Genomic DNA, 17,333 nt, shown 5'->3' with positions numbered 1-17,333 from the left:
CCAACTCCCCGGCGACGCCCGCTTAGTTACGGGTGTCAGGTTAATCCGCTCACGAATAGTGTCAACATAAATTTACATTCTGAGTGTCAGCTATTCGCGACAATCACGCTGGCGATCATGGGGATGCGTGTGCGAAGCACTCGCACCTGCGAAAAACCCGCGATGTTCAGCAGTTCGCGCAGCCGCGCCGCGCTGCGCGGCCGCCCCTGCCCCATCGCGCGCAGATAGATCTCGAAATACGCGCTGACGCCGTCGCTACCGCCGGATGCCTCACGCATCGGCTCGCCGAGCAACAGCACGCCATGGTCGGGCAAGGCGGCGCGCACCTTGGCCAGCAGCCGTGCCACCGCATCGTCGTCATGATCATGCACGACGCGAATCAGCGAGATCACGTCGGCGCCGGTGGGGAGCGGATCGTCGTAGAAACTGCCGGGGCTGATCGTGACGCGATCGGCGAGCCCGGCTTTGGTAAGGCGCTCCTGCGCGATCGCGGCGACTTCGGGCAGATCGAACAGCTTCAGCTGGAGTTGCGGCGCGGCCCGCGCGGCTGCGGCGAGGAAGCTGCCGTCGCCACCACCGACATCCAGCAGGCAGCGGTGGCGGCTCAACGGATAGGCCGCGAGGACGACGTCCGCGATCATCGGCTGCGACGCCGCCATCAGCGCCGTATAGGGCGCGACGTCGTCGCGCGTCAGCGTCGCGCCGCTGCGGTCGAGCGCATAGGGCCAGTAGTGCGCCAGCCGGCGCGCGCGATCCTGGCCGCGCAACAGCGCCAGGGGGTCGCCGAGATCGGCATACAGCGCAGCGTGATGGCGAACCATGGCGGCGATGCCGGGATTGCCGAGCAGCGCCGCGCCGAGCGGCCCGAGCCCATAATGCGCCGCGCCGCGCCGCTCCAGCAGCTGCAAGGCGCTGGCCGCCTCGCACAGGCTCATCATTGCGGCAGGTGACATCGCCGCACGCGACGCCAACGCCGCGACATTGCAAGGTCCTCCGCGCAATGTCTCAAACAGATCGAGCTGCACGCAGGCCGCCAAGGTCTGCGAATAGACGAAGCCGGCGCAGAGATCGAACAACTCCGCCGCCCGCCTGCGTGCAATCGGCCGCGTCAACGGAAACGCTGCCGCCCAGCGCTGGAACGAAGCACTTGCCAGCAACGCATCGCGCCAGCCACGCCAGCGATCACGTAAGCGCGTGACAGCCGGCGTATCGTGGCGGAGGGCCGCGGGCATGGCCTAACGCTCCAGCGACAGAATTGGCGTTGGATCACGCAGTTGATGGGTCGAGCTGCCTACCCTTCTCTGGAGGGGGAGGCTCGCCGTGCGCGCAGCGCGCGGCGGGGTAAGTTGAGCCCGGAAATCGCTGCTGATGAGCCCCGAGATTGTTCGCATTGCCGGCGGCCTTTCGGGCATCACCAGCGCCGTACACGCGGATGGTCTGTGACCCCACCCCGGCGCGCATGTCGCTGCGCTCGTGCGCGTCGACCCTCCCCCTCCAGGGGAGGGTGAGCAGCGATCGCGCCTTGAGAGCGTGGCCATCCAACGCGGCCGAAAGCTCACGCCGCCGATGCCGCCAGGCGGCGCGGCACCAGACGCTTGGCTTCCTGCTCCATCAGCAGGCGCAGCTCATGCGCATGGGCGCAAGGCGGCATGGTGCGGATGCCGTCAGCGACGAGATCGTGCAGATAGCTGACCGCGCCGGTGAGACCATAGCGCAGCACGGCATTGGGACGTCCGAGCGCGGCGTCCTGCCCGACCGGCTTGCCCGCCTCCTCCTCGTCACTGGCCGCGTCGCGGATATCGTCTGCGACCTGGTAGGCCTCGCCGATCTTCTCACCCAGGCTGCGCCAGGCCTCCGGATTCGCGTGTCCGGCCGCCGCAGCCCCCGACACCGTCGCCGCCGCGAACAGCGCCCCGGTCTTGGAGCGGTGATAATGCGACAGGTCGATCTCCGGCTCGCATTCCCAGGCCTGACCGGCGGCGATGCCATGCGGCACACCCACGGCGTCGCCGATGGTGGCGATCAGCTGCGCCAGCCGCAGCGGCGAGCAGCGCGACTTGGCGAGGGTCTGGAACGCCAGCACGATCAGCGCGTCGCCCGCGAGCACCGCGAGCGGCTCGCCGAACGCGGCATGCACCGATGGCCGGCCGCGCCGCAACTTGGCATTGTCGAAGCACGGCAGGTCGTCATGGACCAGCGAGGCACAGTGCAACAGTTCGATCGCCGATCCCGCCGCATCGGTCGCCGCCGGCTCGTCGTCGCCGCAGGCCGCCGCCACCGCGTGACAGAGACGCGGCCGCACCCGCGCGCCCTTCGGAAACACCGCGGCCTGCATCGCGGCGGACAACCGTGGCGGACATCCGGGCCGATCGGCCAGCGCGACCGCTGCGACGAGGGATTTCTCGATCCGGGCCATCACATCCATGTCCGCCTCCCCTGCCGCGAGGCCGTCCTGGCCCTCGCTTATGTAAATTACAGCTTACACCTATACTGTAAATCATGCTAGACATTTCCTGCGTCATGTCGAGCGGACAGGAGTGCGAGCTATGGCCGATCACCGCGTGATCGTGATTGGCGCCGGCATTGCCGGCCTTGCAGCTGCGCTCACGCTCGCGGCACGCGGCGCTGCGGTGACGCTGCTGGAGCGCGCCCCCTCGCCTGGCGGCAAGATGCGCCAGATCCCCATCGGCCCCGCACGTATCGACTCCGGCCCCACCGTGTTCACGATGCGCTGGGTGTTCGACGAATTGTTCGCCGAGATCGGCACCGCGCTCGACGACCATCTCACCTTGATGCCGCTCGAGATTCTCGCCCGTCACGCCTGGACCGACGGCAGCCGGCTCGATCTGTTCGCCGACGAGGACAGATCGGCCGATGCCATCGGTCGGTTCGCCGGACGCAGCGAGTCCGAAGGCTATCGCGCCTTCTGTCGCGATGCCCGCCGCATCTTCGAGGTGCTGCGCGATCCCTTCATCCGCACGCCGGCACCGAGCATGACACATCTGCTGCGCAATGCCGGCTTCCGCGACCTCACCGCGATCCGCCCGTTCCAGACGCTGTGGAAGGCGCTCGGCGGCTATTTTCGCGATGTCAGGTTGCAGCAGTTGTTCGGCCGTTACGCGACCTATTGCGGCTCGTCGCCGTTCCATGCGCCGGCGACTTTGATGCTGGTCGCCCATGTCGAGCAGGCCGGCGTCTGGCTGATCGGCGGCGGCATGCACGAGCTCGCAGCCTGTCTCGCCGCAATGGCCAAACGCCACGGCGTGACCCTTCGCTATGACTGCGACGTCGCCGGCATCGTGACACAGGGCGGCCGCGCCGCCGGCGTGCGCCTCGCCGATGGCGAGCAGATCACAGCCGACGCGGTGATCGCGACCGCCGATGTCGCGGCGCTGGCGCAGGGCCTGTTCGGTGCTGACGCGGCGCGGGCCCTTCCCGCGTTGCCTCGGTCCGCGCGCTCGCTGTCGGCCATGACCTGGAGCTGCATGGCGCGCGCCGACGGTTTTCCGCTGCTGCGTCACAACGTGTTCTTCTCGCGCGACTACCGCGCCGAGTTCGATCAGCTGATCGACGCGCGCGCGATGCCGCAGCAGCCGACCGTCTATGTCTGCGCGCAGGCACGCGACGACCAGCCCCGCAATGCCGGCACCAGCGAGCCGCTGTTCGTCCTGATCAATGCGCCTGCCACCGGCGACCACCACCGCTTCGAGTCCTCGGAGATCAGCCAATGTGCCCGCCAGACCTTCGACCTGTTGCAGCGCTGCGGCCTCAGCGTCGCGACGACACCGGAACTGACCCGCGTGACGACGCCGGTGGATTTCAACCGGATGTTTCCGGGCACGGGGGGCGCGCTGTACGGCCGCAGCTCGCATGGCTGGATGGCGTCGTTCCAGCGCCCGGGGGCGCAGACGAAACTGCCGGGACTCTACATAGCCGGGGGCAGCGCGCATCCGGGGCCGGGCGTGCCGATGGCGGCGCTGTCGGGCCGGATGGCAGCCGCGCGGGCGATTCTGGACCTCGCTTCGACCGCGCCATCCCGAAGGACGGCTATGCATGGTGGTATGTCGACGCGCTGAGCGACGACGGCCGCTTCGGCATCACTCTGATCGCCTTCATCGGCAGCGTGTTCTCGCCATACTATGCGTGGGCTCGGCGGCGCGGCCCGGCTGATCCGGAAGATCATTGCGCGCTCAATGTCGCGCTGTATGGCGCGCGCGCGCGGCGCTGGTCAATGACCGAGCGCGGCCGCGGCGCGATCGTGCGCGATGCCGAGAGCTTCAAGATCGGCCCGAGCCGCCTCGCCTGGACCGGCCGCGAGCTGACGATCGAGATCAACGAGGTCACGGTGCCTTGGCCACTGCCACTGCGTGGCAAGGTGCGCGTGGTGCCGACAGCGCTGAATGAGATCGCGTTCACGCTCGATGCGGCCGGACGTCACCGCTGGCAGCCGATCGCGCCGTGCTGCCGCGTCTCGGTCGATTTCGATCATCCCGACCTGCACTGGCGCGGCGACGGCTATTTCGACATCAACCATGGCGATGCGCCGCTGGAGCGCGATTTCAAGAGCTGGCAATGGTCGCGCGCCGCGACGCGCACCGGCACCGTAATCTCCTACGACACGACAGCGCGGACCGGCGCCGACAAGTCGATCGCGCTGCACGTCGATCCCGACGCCAGGCTGGACCGGCTCGCGCCGCTCGCTGACGCACCCTTGCGCAGAACGCTGTGGCGCATCGACCGCAGCGCCCGCGCAGACTCCGAGACACCGGTCCGCGTCGTCAGCACACTAGAAGACGCACCGTTCTACGCCCGCTCCCACCTCGCTGCCCGCATCGGCGGCGAAGACGTCGCCGTCATGCATGAAAGCCTGTCACTCGACAGGTTCAAGCAGCCAATCGTGCAAGCGATGCTGCCGTTCCGCATGCCGCGGTGGAGCGGATGAGTTGGCAACGCAGGCCGTTCTGCGAAACGCGCGCTCTGTGGCGTCACGCGCCGTTGCCCAGCGATGTCTTGTCCGTCTCCCGGTCCCGCGCCTCGCGCTCGGCGCGCTGGCGATCGAGGCGGCGGCCTTGCCACTCCAGCACGAGCCAGCCGAGCACGCAGAGCGCAACGACGACGAATTCGAGCAGGCCGCCCATCTCGCTCATCTCGGGTCACTCATTTGTCTCGCGCGCGAGATCTCGCTCGATACATCGCAGAACGGATTTTTGACTTCGTTCCACCCGCCGTGACGGTCCGGCCCTCGCACGCCCATGATCTCACAGCTGCTGACGTATTCGCCTCACGACATCCGTCCTGAACGCGACAGCTGATCGCGCCGTTCCAGCCGCTCGAACAGATCGATCAGCCACAGCGCGCGGTCCTGGAGAGTCCGGCGCGGCGGCGCCAGCGCGTGCGGTCGCAGCCCGTCGGCGACGACGACGGCGTCGATCAGGATACGAGCCTCCGGCCGCAACGGCGCCAACGACGGCTCCTCCTGCAGCAGCGAGACGACGGCCGCCTTGCCGAGCAATTGCAGCTTGCGCCGCATCGACACGACCGCCCGCCGGGACATGGAGTCGAACTCGGCCCTCGCGACCTCTGCGCCGATCTCGGCATAGATCAGCCGCGCGGCATGAATGCCGGGCCGACAGCTCCAGGGCAGGTCGGCGATGCCGGCCACCGCGCGGGCATAGAATACGTCGGCCACCGCGAGCAGCCGCGCGGTGACGCGGCCGATGCGGTCGTCGAAGAACGGCGCGGCGCGCCAGGTCTCGACATCGAGCCCTGCTTCGCACAGCCATTGCCGTGGCAGATACAGCCGGCCGGCGCGGGCATCCTCGCCGACATCACGCGCGATGTTGGTGAGTTGCATCGCGATGCCGAGATCGCAGGCGCGGCCGATCGTCTCGGCGTCGCGCCGGTGCATCAGCAGCGACATCATCACGCCGACGGTGCCGGCGACGCGCACAGCATAAGCGAGCACATCGCTCAACGTCTCGTAACGGCGGCCCTGGGCGTCCCAGGCGAGACCTTCGAGCAGCGCCTCCGGCAGCTTGCGCGGAATCGCGAAGTGAGTCACGACACGCGCGAGCGCGCGGTCGACTGCGTTGTCGTCCGGCACACCGTCATAGATTCGGTCGAGCCGCTCATGCAGCACCTCGACCGCATCGACGCGGCGGCCTGGACCGTCGATCGCGTCATCCGCCTCGCGGCAGAACGCATAAAGCGCGATGGCGGGATCGCCGACCGATCGGGGCAACACCTTCGAGGCGGCGAAGAACGTCTTCGATCCGCCCCGCAACATCCGCCGACAGATCGCGATGTCCTCGTCCCAGCTCATCGCCGCTCCAGCTCATGTGGCGCGGGCACGAGATCATCGAGCACCCGCGCCGAGGATAATACGCCGGGCAGGCCGGCTCCCGGATGCGTCCCCGCCCCGACGAGATAGAGGCGCTCGACCTCTTCGCTCTTGTTGTGCGGCCGGAACCAGGCGCTCTGCAGCAGGACCGGTTCGAGTCCGAAGGCGGCGCCGCGATAGGACGACAGCCGATGCTCGAAATCGTCCGGGGTCAGCAGTCGCGACGTAACGATCTCCCCGGCGAGATCCGGCAGCAGCGTCTCGCTCAGCGCGGTCTCGATCCGCTTGCGGAATGGCTCCGCGGTAGCGGCCCAGTCGATGCCGCTCTCCTGGTGTGGCACCGGCGACAGCACGTAGAAGGCGTCGCAGCCCTCGGGCGCCAGCGACGGATCGGTCGCGGTGGGCCGGTGCAGGTAGAGGCTGAAATCATCCGCCAGCACCTTGCGGCGGAAGATGTCGTCGAGCAGGCCGCGATAACGCGGACCGAGCAGGATGGTGTGATGCTCGACATCGTCATAGCGGCGCTTCGTGCCGAAATACCAGACGAACAGGCTCATCGAATAGCGCGCGCGATCGATGCGCGCATCGGTCCAGCGCCGGCGCGGAATGCTGGGCAAAAGATGCTTGTAGGTCCAGGCAGCGCAGCCATTGGACACGACGACATCGGCGGCAATGGTCTCGCCGGACTTGAGCTTTACGCCGGTCGCAGCGCCATCCCTGGTGGTGATCTCGGCAACAGGCGTGGAGCAGCGCACCTCGCCGCCCTGCCCCTCGATCAGGTCGACGAGCCCCGCGACCAGCGCTCCGGTGCCGCCCATCGCGAAATGCACGCCCCAGCGGCGCTCTAGATAGGCGATCAGACAGTAGATCGAGGTCGTCGTGAACGGATTGCCGCCGATCAGCAGCGGGTGAAAGCTCAGGATGACACGCAGCCGCTCGTCGCGAACATAATGCGAGACGAGGCCATAGACCGACCGAAAGCTCTGCAGCTTGATCATCGCCGGCGCGATCCGGGCCATGTCGAGCAGCGACAGGAACGGCACGTCGCCGAGTTCCTCGAAGCCCTTCTTGAAGATCGCCTCGCTCGCCTTCATGAAGCGCTCATAACCCTCGACGTCGCCGGGCGAAATCCTCGCCACTTCGGCGCGCATCGCCGCCGGATCGGCCGAGCAGTCGAACACGGTGCCGTCGTCGAAGCGGATGCGATAGAAGGGCGAGATCGGCTTCAGCGTGACGTCGTCCGACATCCGCCGCCCGCACAGCTGCCACAGCTCCTCGAACAGGAACGGCGCCGTCACGATGGTCGGGCCAGCATCGAAGGTGAAGCCATCCTGGCGATGCACATAGGCGCGGCCGCCGGGCGCATCGAGCTGCTCGAACACGGTGACGCGATAGCCGCGCGCGCCGAGCCGAACGGCCGCAGCAAGACCGCCGAAGCCGGAGCCGATCACGACCGCATGGGGCCGGTCTCCGAGCGCAGCCGGAACAGCGGCCTTGATGGTGGAGACGTCGAGCATAGGCGAAAGCGTAAATCGAAATTGACGCTTTCGCCAGCCAAAAATGTCAACTCAAATGGACATTTCCTGCTGCACTGCGAGCACGCCGGCTCTCTCGGCCGCAGCGATGATCAGCGCCGCGATCCGCGCCGGCTGCTCCTCATGGGCCAAATGGCCAAGCCCATCAATGAGTTCGAGCTGGGCCTGCGGCACCAATTGCTTGATGCGGAGGGCCACGTCGGGCGGGATGGCCCGGTCATGCGATGCAGCCACGAGCAACAGCGCCGCCTTGAGCCGCGGCAGGTCGCGCAGCAGCGGATGCAGGTCCCAATTCGCCATCATCTCCAACGCGGCGCCGACATGGCCAGGGCTGCCGACGAGGCGGCGATAGAACCGCTCGCCATGGGCATCGAGCGTCGAGCCGGTGCCCTTCAGCAGCCGATGCACCGCCGCCGGATCGCGGCCGCGCCAGGCGAATAGCCGCGGCACCAGCGGATTGAGCGCCATCATCTTGGCGAGCGGCGAGAAGAACTGCGCGGCGACGCCGCCGAACGGCAGATAGGCGCCGTTGAGGCTGACGATCAGCCGGGGTGCGATCAGGCCATCGATGGTCATGCGGGTGAGGATCGCAGCACCGGCCGAATGGCCGATCGCGATCTGAGGCTGGACCGCAAGCCGTTCGCACAGGATTGCGAGATCGCGCGACATGCCGTCGAGCGACAGCCGCTGCCAGTGCGGCGTCGCGGTGAAGCCGTGGCCGGAGAGATCCGGCGCGACCACGGTGAAGTGCCGCGCGAGCAGCGGCGCAAGATCGCGCCAGGAATGGGTCGCGGCCCCCGTGCCATGCGCCAGCAGCGCGACCGGCCCCTCGCCCATCATCTGCACATGCCAGCGCAGGCCGGCAGCGTCGACGAAGCGGCTGGCCGCGCGGTTGGGCCAGTCCTTGCCGTCGACGCTCCAGTTCGGCTTGTCGCTCATGCCGGCCCACGGGGTTGAACGCGGCTCTCGGGGTCACTCCCCGACAGCACGCGCCAGGAAATCATCGTAGCCGGCGACGACTTTATCAAGCTGCTCGAAATGCGGCATCGCCCCGGTCTGCATCACCTCGATCCGCCAGTTCGGCAGGCCTTCGACCGCATGCTTGCCGTGATAATCGACGAAGTCGCCGCGCACGCCATGCACCATCCACACCGGCATGGCGAGCGCCTGGTAGAGCTTCAGCGCATGGACGCTGAACATGTAGCCGGACACGAAGGAATACGGCGCATTCTCGGCGCCGGGCTGGTGGGTGGTGATGTAGTCGTATTCGAGCAGGCCTTCATCGATATCCTTGCGCCCGAACGTCTTCCGCAGGAAGAAGCGGATGCTGGCGCGCGAGGTCAGCAGCGAGAAGAAACGGTGTTTCCACAAAGGCACCGTGAAGATGTTACGCAGCCACGGCATGGCGCGGGTCGCGTCCTTGTCCCCCCCTGTCTTGGCCGCCACTTCCGCGCGGCGGTCGAAGCCGGTCGGGCTGATCAGCCCGAGCGTACGAAACAGGTTCGCCGACTCGGTGCCGGCGCGCGCGGCGAATTCGCAGCTGAGCGAAAGCGCGATGGCGTCGATCGGCGTATCGTCGTGACGGCGGCGAATCTCATTGGCCGCGAGCAGGACCGCATCAGTCATCAGGCGCGGCGTGTAGATCCGGTCGGCGCGGTCCGACAGGCCGAAACCAGGAAGATCCAGCGCATAGACCGGCCGCGTGTGGCGATAATGCTCAAACAGCGGCTTCATCTCATAGGCGGTGGCTGCAGCATTGACGCTGTGAATCAAGAGCAGCGGGCGCTGCTCGGAGGGCGCGGCCGGACCGTCGCCATAGCAGGTGATGCGGCCGATGCGCGCATCGGCCAGTTCGAAACGCGGTGCCGCCAGCGGCGGCGGCATCGTCACGGCGCGCGGAACCGCGGCATGATCACTCTGGGTGGCCGAAGTGATCTGCATGCCGTGCTCCTGTGTGACGATTTCGTGTCGAAGGCCGGCGTCGCCCGCATCCGATCCAGGGCGAGCATAACGATGACGGGCGCTCTTGTCAGTCGTTGTTGGGAACGCCGCTTGACGCCCGGCGTTCCACAATCGTCAGCCGCGGCTGGCCTCGGCCATCACCGCCTGCGACAACCGCGCCGCGTCGGCATGAGGCAGCGCGACGTAGCGGGCCTGCATCGCGCCGGCCAATTGCGCCGCCTTGTCCTGCGGGCGGGGCGAGGAATCGACCAGCACCACGGGGATGCCGGTGAGCGCGAGCTGCCTGGCGACCACCAGCGCCTCCGCCTCCGCCTCGCTGCGTCCGCCGACACCATCGCGGGCAACATTGGCACGGCCGTCGGTCATCAGCACGATGGTCGGCGCCTGTCCCTTGGCCTTCACGGCAAGCGCGAGCTCGGTGGCAGCAAAAATCGCTGCCGACAGCGGCGTGCCGCCGCCGCCGGGAAGCGCTGCCAAGCTGCGCTTGGCGCGGGTCAGCGAGCGGGTCGGCGGCAGCAGCAGTTCGGCACCCTTGCCGCGAAATGCGATCAGCGCGACCTCGTCGCGGCGGATGTAGCATTCGGCGAGCAGCAGTTCGACCGCGCCCTTCACTTCGGCAAGCCGCTGCAGCGCCGAGGAGCCGGAGGCGTCGACGACGAAGATCGTCGTGGTGCCCGAGCGCTGCTTGAAGCGCGTGAGGCGGATGTCGTCCTTGTGCACGATCAGCCGGCCGCTCTTGCCGGAGCGCTGCGCCCGCCGCCGCAGCGGCTGCCACGGCGCCGCCGCGCGCAAAGTTTCGAGCACGTTGAGCCGCGCGCCCGCCCGCCACTCGCCGCGGCGTGCGCCAATGGGACGGCCGCGCTTCGGCGCCTTTTGCGCAGTGCCCTGCTTGCTGGCGCTACTGCTGCGGAGGCGGGTCGCGCGCTCCTCCTGCAGGCGCTTGAGCAGACCAGCCGGAATGGCCGCCTGCGCTGCCTCGAGCACGCGATCCTCGAGCGGACCGTCCTCGCTGCGGTCGTCCTCCTCGTTCTCGGCCGGGTCGTTCTCAGGCTCCGACGCCTCGTTGGTCTCGGTCTCGTCATCCGCTGCAGGCAGCCGCGTCGCACGCGGCGCCAGCACCAGCCGCGCGGCGCACGCGATGTGAGATTCCGCGACATCGGTCGCGCCATCCAGCGCCGCTGCGATGCGCGCAATCCGACACGCCAGCAGCGGCGCGCGCAGCGAGTCGATGCCGAGCGCGCACGCCGTCGTCGTCAGCGCCGCGATGGCTTCGTCGGACAGACCGACCTGCGGCAGCAGCGCCCGCGCAGCCGCGATGTCCGAGGATGTGAACAGGCTCTCGCCGAGATCGGCGCGGGCGACCATCCCAAGATCGAGATGACAGGCCAGGCGGTCGGCGAGTGCCGGCGACACGTGCTCATCGCCAATCCCCTCGTCGAGCGCGATCAGGCCGAACCGCGCCGGCGCGCGCAGCGACAGGCCATCGCGCTCGATGCTGATCATGCCGGTATCGAGCGCGGCCGTGAGATGGGCGACGGTCGACGGCGCGATCCGCTCGGCCATGACGGCGATCAGCATGCCGTCATGAAGCTCGGCGAGCAGCCCGCGCTGCATCACCGGACGGCCGGCCTGCAAGGTGGCGGCGAGATCGAGCCCGCCGAGCAGGCGATCATCGGAGATGGACGGCGGGAGCTTGCGAAGAACCGTCGTCGCCGGCGTCAGCTCGCGTAGCAGTTCGAGCCACTGCTCGCGCACCGGCCCCGCGCCTGCACGCAACAGCACTGACGCCGCCGCCGGATCGATCGCAGCCAGCGCGGCTGCGATCATCGCATCGGCCCAGATCGCGGCGCCGTCGCTCACGTTGCGAACAGCTCGTTGAGCGCGCGCTCGACCCGCACCGAGGAGCCGGAATCGTCGAGCGGATTGCGCCGCAGACGGTGCCGCAGCGCCATCGGCGCCACGGTCTTGAGATGGCCGTCATCGACCGCCTTCGCGCCATCGAGCGCGGCGGCGGCGCGCGCCGCTCGCATCAGGGTGAGCTCGCCACGCAGACCATCCGTGCCGAGCGCCATGCACAGCCGCGCCGCGTTTTCCAGCTCGCGGTCGGCGACCTTGACCGAGGCGATATGCTCGCGAGCGGCGAGGATGCGCTTGCGCTGCTTCGCCTCCTCCTTCTCCCAATGCGCGACGAAGGCTGCGGGATCGGTCTCGAACGCATCGCGGCGCTTGATCACCTCGATGCGCGTCGGCAGATCGGCGGGCGTCTTGACCTCGACCGAGAGCCCGAAGCGATCGAGCAATTGCGGTCGCAACTCGCCCTCCTCCGGATTGCCGGTGCCGACCAGCACGAGCCGCGCGGGATGACGGATGCTGAGACCGTCGCGCTCGACCACGTTCTCGCCTGATGCCGCGACGTCGAGCAGGAGATCGACGAGATGATCCTCGAGCAGATTGACCTCGTCGATATAGAGAAAGCCGCGATTGGCGCGCGCCAGCAGCCCCGGCTCGAACGATTTCTCGCCATGCGCCAGCGCACGCTCCAAATCGAGTGCGCCGACGACACGGTCCTCGGTCGCGCCGAGCGGCAGGTCGACCACCGGCACCGGCACCTGGTGTGCTTTGAGCCCGGCCGGCTTCTTCGCCTTGCCGCTCGGCTTGGATCGCGCGCGGCACTCCGCGCATTGCGCGGCGGCATCGGCCGGATCGCATTGGTAGGGACAGCCGACGACGGCGCTCATTGGCGGCAGCAATGCGGCAAGCGCACGCACCGCAGTGGACTTGCCAGCGCCGCGATCACCGAACGCCAGCACGCCGCCGACCTTCGGATCGACGGCGGCGATCATCAGCGCCAGCTTCATCTCGTCCTGGCCGACGATGGCCGCGAACGGAAAGGCGATCCCCATAGGCTTCCCTCTGCGCCGCGACGCGTAACGGTCGCGTTCGGCGCATGAGACCACAATCAGGGGCCGCTGTTCAACCCAAGAGGTTGCACGCGCTATCGCGCCAAACTCGGCAGATCGAGACCATTAACGTCGGCGCAGGCGATCGCATCCTCATAGCCGGCATCGGCGTGGCGCATCACGCCGGTGGCGGGATCGTTCCACAGCACGCGCTCCAGCCGCCGCGCGGCATCGGGCGTACCATCGGCCACGATCACCATGCCGGCATGCTGCGAATAGCCGATGCCGACGCCGCCGCCATGATGCAGCGACACCCAGGTCGCGCCGCTGGCGCAATTGAGCAGCGCATTCAGCAGCGGCCAGTCCGACACCGCATCCGAGCCGTCCTTCATCGCCTCGGTCTCGCGGTTCGGGCTCGCCACCGAGCCGGAATCGAGATGGTCGCGGCCGATCACGATCGGCGCCTTCACCTCGCCGCGCGCCACCATCTCGTTGAAGGCGAGCCCGAGGCGATGCCGGTCGCCGAGCCCGACCCAGCAGATCCGCGCCGGCAGGCCCTGGAACTTGATGCGTTGCCGCGCCATGTCGAGCCAATTGTGCAGGTGCTTGTTGTCCGGCAACAGCTCCTTGACCTTGGCGTCGGTCTTGTAGATGTCCTCGGGATCGCCCGACAAGGCGGCCCAGCGGAACGGGCCGATGCCGCGGCAGAACAGCGGGCGAATATAGGCCGGCACGAAGCCGGGGAAGTCGAACGCGTTGGCGAGGCCCATGTCCTTCGCCATCTGGCGGATGTTGTTGCCGTAGTCGAGCGTCGGAATGCCCATGGCGTGGAAATCCAGCATCGCCTGGACATGGCCGACCATCGAGGTCTTCGAGGCCTGCTCCACCGCCTTCGGGTCAGAGGCACGCTTCATCTCCCATTCGGCGAGCGTCCAGCCCTTGGGCAGATAGCCGTTGATCGGATCATGCGCGCTGGTCTGGTCGGTGACGATGTCCGGCCGCACGCCGCGACGCACGAGTTCCGGGAAGATCTCGGCGGCGTTGCCGAGCAGGCCGACCGACACCGCCTGCTTCGTCACCGCCGCTTCGGCCATCAGCGCCAGCGCCTCGTCGAGCGAGGCAGCCTGGCGGTCGAGATAGCCGGTGCGCAGCCGCATCTCGATGCGGCTCGGCTGGCATTCGACGGCCAGCATCGACGCGCCGGCCATCGTCGCCGCCAGCGGCTGCGCGCCGCCCATGCCGCCAAGGCCGGCGGTCAGGATCCATTTGCCGGCGAGATCGCCATGGTAGTGGCGACTGCCGACCTCGACGAAGGTCTCATAGGTGCCCTGCACGATGCCCTGGCTGCCGATATAGATCCAGGAGCCGGCCGTCATCTGGCCGTACATCATCAGGCCCATGCGATCGAGCGCGTTGAAGTGATCGAGCGTCGCCCAATGCGGCACGATGTTGGAATTGGCGATCAGCACGCGCGGCGCATCGGGGTGGGTCCGGAAGATGCCGACCGGCTTGCCGGACTGCACCACCAGGGTCTGGTCGGCTTCAAGCTTGCGTAGCGAGGCGACGATGCGATCAAAACTGTCCCAGTCGCGCGCGGCGCGGCCGATGCCGCCATAGACGATCAGCTCGCTCGGCTTCTCGGCGACATCGGGATCGAGATTGTTCATCAGCATGCGCAGCGGCGCTTCGGTGAGCCAGCTCTTGGCGCTGATGTCGCTGCCATGGGGGGCGCGGATCACCCGTTCATTGTCCAGGCGTCGGTTCATGGGTCCCTCTCATCCAAGCTTGGGAAATGGGTCGCGTCCGAGTGCGTCACGCGCTGCGTCAGCCAGCACACCGCCCGCCACGATCGCCGCCGCCTTCGCAAGGTCATCGGCCATGTAGCGGTCGTTCTCCAATGCCGGCACATGGACGCGCAGCGCGCCGATGACGGCCGAGAGCGCGGCGCTGGTGCCATGCTGCACACGCAGCTCGATGCCTTGCGCAGCAACCAGCAGTTCGATGCCGATGATGTGGGCGAGATTATCGGCCATGTCGTGCAGCCGCCGCGCGGCATGGGCGGCCATCGAAACGTGGTCTTCCTGGTTGGCACTGGTCGGCGTCGAGTCGATCGAGCAGGGCAGCGCGCGCTGCTTGTTCTCGGCGAACAAGGCCGCGGCGGTCACCTCGGCGATCATGAAGCCGGAGTTCAGGCCCGGCTGCGGGGTGAGGAACGGCGGCAGACCGAAATTGAGCGCGGGGTCGACCAAGGTCGCGATGCGCCGTTCGCTGATCGCGCCGAGCTCGGACAGCGCCAGCGCGATCTGGTCCGCGGCGAACGCCACCGGCTCGGCGTGAAAATTGCCGCCAGAGATGATCTCGCCGGTCACGACCAGCACCAGCGGGTTATCCGTGACTGCATTGGCCTCGGTCACCAATGTCCGTGCCGTCTGGGTCAGCAGATCGAGCGCGGCGCCCGCGACCTGCGGCTGGCAGCGCAGGCAATACGGATCCTGCACGCGTTCGTCGCCTTCGAGATGCGACAGGCGGATGGCGCTGCCGTCGAGCAGCTCGGTCAGGACGCGGCCGGCCGCGATCTGCCCGGGATGGCCGCGCAGCGCCTGAATCTCGGGACGGAACGGCGCAGTCGAAGCCATCGCGGCATCGACCGACAGCGCGCCGGTGACCAGCGCAGCCTTGAGCAGATCATGGGCACGCAACAGTCCGGCGAGCGCGTAGGCGGTCGAGAACTGCGTGCCGTTGATCAGCGCGAGCCCCTCCTTCGGTCCGAGCGTGACCGGCGCGAGACCCGCGTGCGCCAGCGCCTCGCGGCCCGGCACCAGCCGCCCATCGACGAAGGCCTGGCCTTCGCCGATCATCACCGCCGTCATATGCGCGAGCGGCGCGAGATCGCCGGACGCGCCGACCGAACCCTGCTGCGGCACGAACGGACACACGCCCCGCGCCAGCATCGCCTGCAACTGTTCGATGATCTCACGGCGGACTCCCGAGGCGCCGCGGCCGAGCGAGATGATTTTCAGCGCCATCATCAGCCGAACGACGGCCTCGGGGGTCACAGGACCGACGCCGCAGCAATGCGAGAGGATCAGATTGCGCTGCAGCTGCGCGGTCTGGTCCGGCGGAATACGTTTCGACGCCAGCTTGCCGAAGCCGGTATTGATGCCATAGACCGGCTCGGCCCCCTGCGCCGCCTTGGCGACGATCGCCGCCGCGGCTTCGACATCAGGCCAATAAGAAGGGTCGAGCTCGAGCGTTGCGCCCGCATAAACGCGCGCGAGATCATCCAGGCTGACGCGGCCGGGCGCCGCAATGATCGTGCTCATCGACCTCTCCAGACACGCTGATGCAGGGGATTGAAGCCCATGCGGTAGACCAGCTCCGCAGGGCGATTGATGTCCCAGATCGCGAGGTCACACCATTTGCCGGCGTCGAGCGTGCCAGTCTCCGCCAGGACGCCAAGCGCGCGGGCGCCCTCGCGCGTCACGCCGGCCAGACATTCGTCGACGGTCATGCGGAACAGGGTTGCCGCCATGTTCATGGTCAGCAGCAGCGAGGTCAGCGGCGATGAGCCGGGATTGCAGTCGGTCGCCAGCGCCAGCTTCACGCCATGCTTGCGAAACAGCTCGACCGGCGGCTTCTGTGTCTCGCGAATGAAGTAGAAGGCGCCGGGCAGCAGCACGGCCACCGTCTCCGCACGCGCCATCGCAGCGGCACCAGCTTCGTCGGTGTGCTCAAGATGATCGGCCGAGAGCGCACCGAACTCGGCGGCGAGCGCAGCACCCCCGAGATTGGAGAGCTGGTCGGCATGCAGCTTGACCGGCAGGCCGAGCGCCTTGGCCGCAGCAAACACGCGCGACGTCTGTGCCGCGGAGAACGCGATGTTTTCCATGAACGCATCGACGGCATCGGCAAGGCCGGATTGCGCCACCGCCGGCAGCATCTCGTCGCAGACGCGATCGATGTAGCGCTCCTTGTCGCCATCGGCTTCGACCGGCAGCGCATGGGCGCCGAGAAAGCTGGTGCGGACGCTGACGGCCCGGCGGACGCCGAGGGCGCGGGCTGCGGATAATTGTCGCAGCTCGGTGGCGGTCTCAAGCCCATAGCCGGACTTGATCTCGATCGTGGTGACGCCCTCGGCAAGCAACGCATCGAGCCGCGGCAACGCGCCCGTCACCAGCTCATTCTCATCGGCGGCACGCGTCGCCGCCACCGTCGAGACGATGCCGCCGCCGGCGCGCGCGATCTCCTCGTAGCTGGCGCCCGCGAGCCGCAATTCGAACTCATGGGCGCGATCGCCGCCATAGACCAGATGCGTATGACAGTCGATCAGGCCGGGCGTGATCCAGCGCCCCGCGCAGTCGATGCGTTCAGGCGCATCGCCATCCGCAGCGAAATCCGAACGGGGACCGGCAAAAGCGATGCGACCGTCGCGCGCCGCCACCACGCCCTGCTCGATCACCCCGAGGCCCGGCTGCCCCTCGCGCAACGTGGCGAGCCGCGCATTGTGCCAGATCCGATCGAAACGCTCGGCCATGCTGTCCCTCCCACCTTCACGAAAGCTTGACGGGCAATATGTCTATACATAAACTCGCCTCC

At 67.9% G+C, this 17,333-nt stretch carries 14 protein-coding genes; 2 read left to right on the top strand and 12 right to left on the bottom strand.

The genetic code is table 11. The annotated features are described in order from the left end of the window. Positions 1-86: 86 nt before the first annotated feature. Together HL671_RS18930 and HL671_RS18925 are read right to left on the bottom strand one after the other, a co-directional pair. Positions 87-1,232 (bottom strand): methyltransferase, encoded by a 1,146-nt coding sequence (locus tag HL671_RS18930; protein WP_172237499.1) that lies wholly within the window; start codon positions 1,230-1,232, stop codon positions 87-89. Between the two features lie 323 nt (positions 1,233-1,555). Further along, the gene (locus HL671_RS18925) at positions 1,556-2,425 is read right to left on the bottom strand and encodes a polyprenyl synthetase family protein (protein WP_012046291.1); all 870 of its coding nucleotides are present in this window, start codon (positions 2,423-2,425) and stop codon (positions 1,556-1,558) included. Positions 2,426-2,537: 112 nt separating this feature from the next. On the opposite strand from HL671_RS18925, the gene crtD reads away from it, so the two are divergent. Beyond that, the gene (crtD, locus tag HL671_RS18920) at positions 2,538-4,076 is read left to right on the top strand and encodes a 1-hydroxycarotenoid 3,4-desaturase CrtD (RefSeq protein WP_335341771.1); all 1,539 of its coding nucleotides are present in this window, start codon (positions 2,538-2,540) and stop codon (positions 4,074-4,076) included. A 155-nt stretch (positions 4,077-4,231) separates the two neighbouring features. Continuing rightward, positions 4,232-4,942 (top strand): hydratase, encoded by a 711-nt coding sequence (locus HL671_RS18915; RefSeq protein ID WP_172237493.1) that lies wholly within the window; start codon positions 4,232-4,234, stop codon positions 4,940-4,942. A 43-nt stretch (positions 4,943-4,985) separates the two neighbouring features. Here the strand turns inward: HL671_RS18915 and HL671_RS18910 are convergent, their stop codons facing one another. From HL671_RS18910 to hutI, 10 genes are all read right to left on the bottom strand, one after another. After that, a complete protein-coding gene (locus tag HL671_RS18910) occupies positions 4,986-5,147 on the bottom strand; it encodes a hypothetical protein (RefSeq protein WP_012046294.1) in 162 nt (53 codons plus the stop codon). A gap of 134 nt (positions 5,148-5,281) precedes the next feature. Next, positions 5,282-6,322, bottom strand: a complete 1,041-nt coding sequence (locus HL671_RS18905; RefSeq protein ID WP_172237490.1) for a phytoene/squalene synthase family protein — start codon at positions 6,320-6,322, stop codon at positions 5,282-5,284. Beyond that, entirely contained in the window at positions 6,319-7,857 is a 1,539-nt protein-coding gene (locus tag HL671_RS18900) for a phytoene desaturase (RefSeq protein ID WP_172237487.1), read from the bottom strand. The genes HL671_RS18905 and HL671_RS18900 overlap by 4 nt, the downstream gene beginning before the upstream one ends. Before the next feature lie 51 nt (positions 7,858-7,908). After that, positions 7,909-8,814 (bottom strand): alpha/beta fold hydrolase BchO, encoded by a 906-nt coding sequence (bchO, locus tag HL671_RS18895; RefSeq protein ID WP_172237483.1) that lies wholly within the window; start codon positions 8,812-8,814, stop codon positions 7,909-7,911. A gap of 33 nt (positions 8,815-8,847) precedes the next feature. Further along, positions 8,848-9,816, bottom strand: a complete 969-nt coding sequence (locus tag HL671_RS18890) for an alpha/beta fold hydrolase (protein ID WP_172237480.1) — start codon at positions 9,814-9,816, stop codon at positions 8,848-8,850. Between the two features lie 135 nt (positions 9,817-9,951). Beyond that, entirely contained in the window at positions 9,952-11,697 is a 1,746-nt protein-coding gene (locus tag HL671_RS18885; protein ID WP_172237477.1) for a magnesium chelatase subunit D, read from the bottom strand. Further along, complete coding sequence (gene bchI, locus HL671_RS18880) at positions 11,694-12,740, bottom strand: magnesium chelatase ATPase subunit I (protein WP_172237474.1); 1,047 nt, start codon at positions 12,738-12,740, stop codon at positions 11,694-11,696. The genes HL671_RS18885 and bchI overlap by 4 nt, the downstream gene beginning before the upstream one ends. Positions 12,741-12,832: 92 nt before the next feature. Further along, positions 12,833-14,503, bottom strand: a complete 1,671-nt coding sequence (hutU, locus tag HL671_RS18875) for a urocanate hydratase (protein ID WP_172237471.1) — start codon at positions 14,501-14,503, stop codon at positions 12,833-12,835. A gap of 9 nt (positions 14,504-14,512) precedes the next feature. Then, positions 14,513-16,060, bottom strand: a complete 1,548-nt coding sequence (hutH, locus tag HL671_RS18870) for a histidine ammonia-lyase (protein ID WP_172237468.1) — start codon at positions 16,058-16,060, stop codon at positions 14,513-14,515. Continuing rightward, the gene (gene hutI / locus HL671_RS18865) at positions 16,057-17,271 is read right to left on the bottom strand and encodes an imidazolonepropionase (protein WP_172237465.1); all 1,215 of its coding nucleotides are present in this window, start codon (positions 17,269-17,271) and stop codon (positions 16,057-16,059) included. The genes hutH and hutI overlap by 4 nt, the downstream gene beginning before the upstream one ends. Between the last annotated feature and the right edge of the window lie 62 nt (positions 17,272-17,333).

This window comes from Bradyrhizobium denitrificans (genome assembly GCF_013179005.1).
GTDB classification, from domain to species: Bacteria; Pseudomonadota; Alphaproteobacteria; order Rhizobiales; family Xanthobacteraceae; genus Bradyrhizobium; species Bradyrhizobium denitrificans.
This window is presented reverse-complemented; position numbering and strand designations above follow the sequence as displayed.

What these genes read in the sequence shown, in the direction of transcription:
- HL671_RS18890 (WP_172237480.1), bottom strand. Translation starts at nt 9,816, where the DNA reads ATGCAGATCACTTCGGCCACCCAGAGTGATCATGCCGCGGTTCCGCGC.
- hutU (WP_172237471.1), bottom strand. Translation starts at nt 14,503, where the DNA reads ATGAACCGACGCCTGGACAATGAACGGGTGATCCGCGCCCCCCATGGC.
- HL671_RS18915 (WP_172237493.1), top strand. Translation starts at nt 4,232, where the DNA reads ATGACCGAGCGCGGCCGCGGCGCGATCGTGCGCGATGCCGAGAGCTTC.
- HL671_RS18925 (WP_012046291.1), bottom strand. Translation starts at nt 2,425, where the DNA reads ATGGATGTGATGGCCCGGATCGAGAAATCCCTCGTCGCAGCGGTCGCG.
- hutH (WP_172237468.1), bottom strand. Translation starts at nt 16,060, where the DNA reads ATGAGCACGATCATTGCGGCGCCCGGCCGCGTCAGCCTGGATGATCTC.
- HL671_RS18910 (WP_012046294.1), bottom strand. Translation starts at nt 5,147, where the DNA reads ATGAGCGAGATGGGCGGCCTGCTCGAATTCGTCGTCGTTGCGCTCTGC.
- hutI (WP_172237465.1), bottom strand. Translation starts at nt 17,271, where the DNA reads ATGGCCGAGCGTTTCGATCGGATCTGGCACAATGCGCGGCTCGCCACG.
- HL671_RS18900 (WP_172237487.1), bottom strand. Translation starts at nt 7,857, where the DNA reads ATGCTCGACGTCTCCACCATCAAGGCCGCTGTTCCGGCTGCGCTCGGA.
- bchI (WP_172237474.1), bottom strand. Translation starts at nt 12,740, where the DNA reads ATGGGGATCGCCTTTCCGTTCGCGGCCATCGTCGGCCAGGACGAGATG.
- HL671_RS18930 (WP_172237499.1), bottom strand. Translation starts at nt 1,232, where the DNA reads ATGCCCGCGGCCCTCCGCCACGATACGCCGGCTGTCACGCGCTTACGT.
- HL671_RS18905 (WP_172237490.1), bottom strand. Translation starts at nt 6,322, where the DNA reads ATGAGCTGGGACGAGGACATCGCGATCTGTCGGCGGATGTTGCGGGGC.
- bchO (WP_172237483.1), bottom strand. Translation starts at nt 8,814, where the DNA reads ATGAGCGACAAGCCGAACTGGAGCGTCGACGGCAAGGACTGGCCCAAC.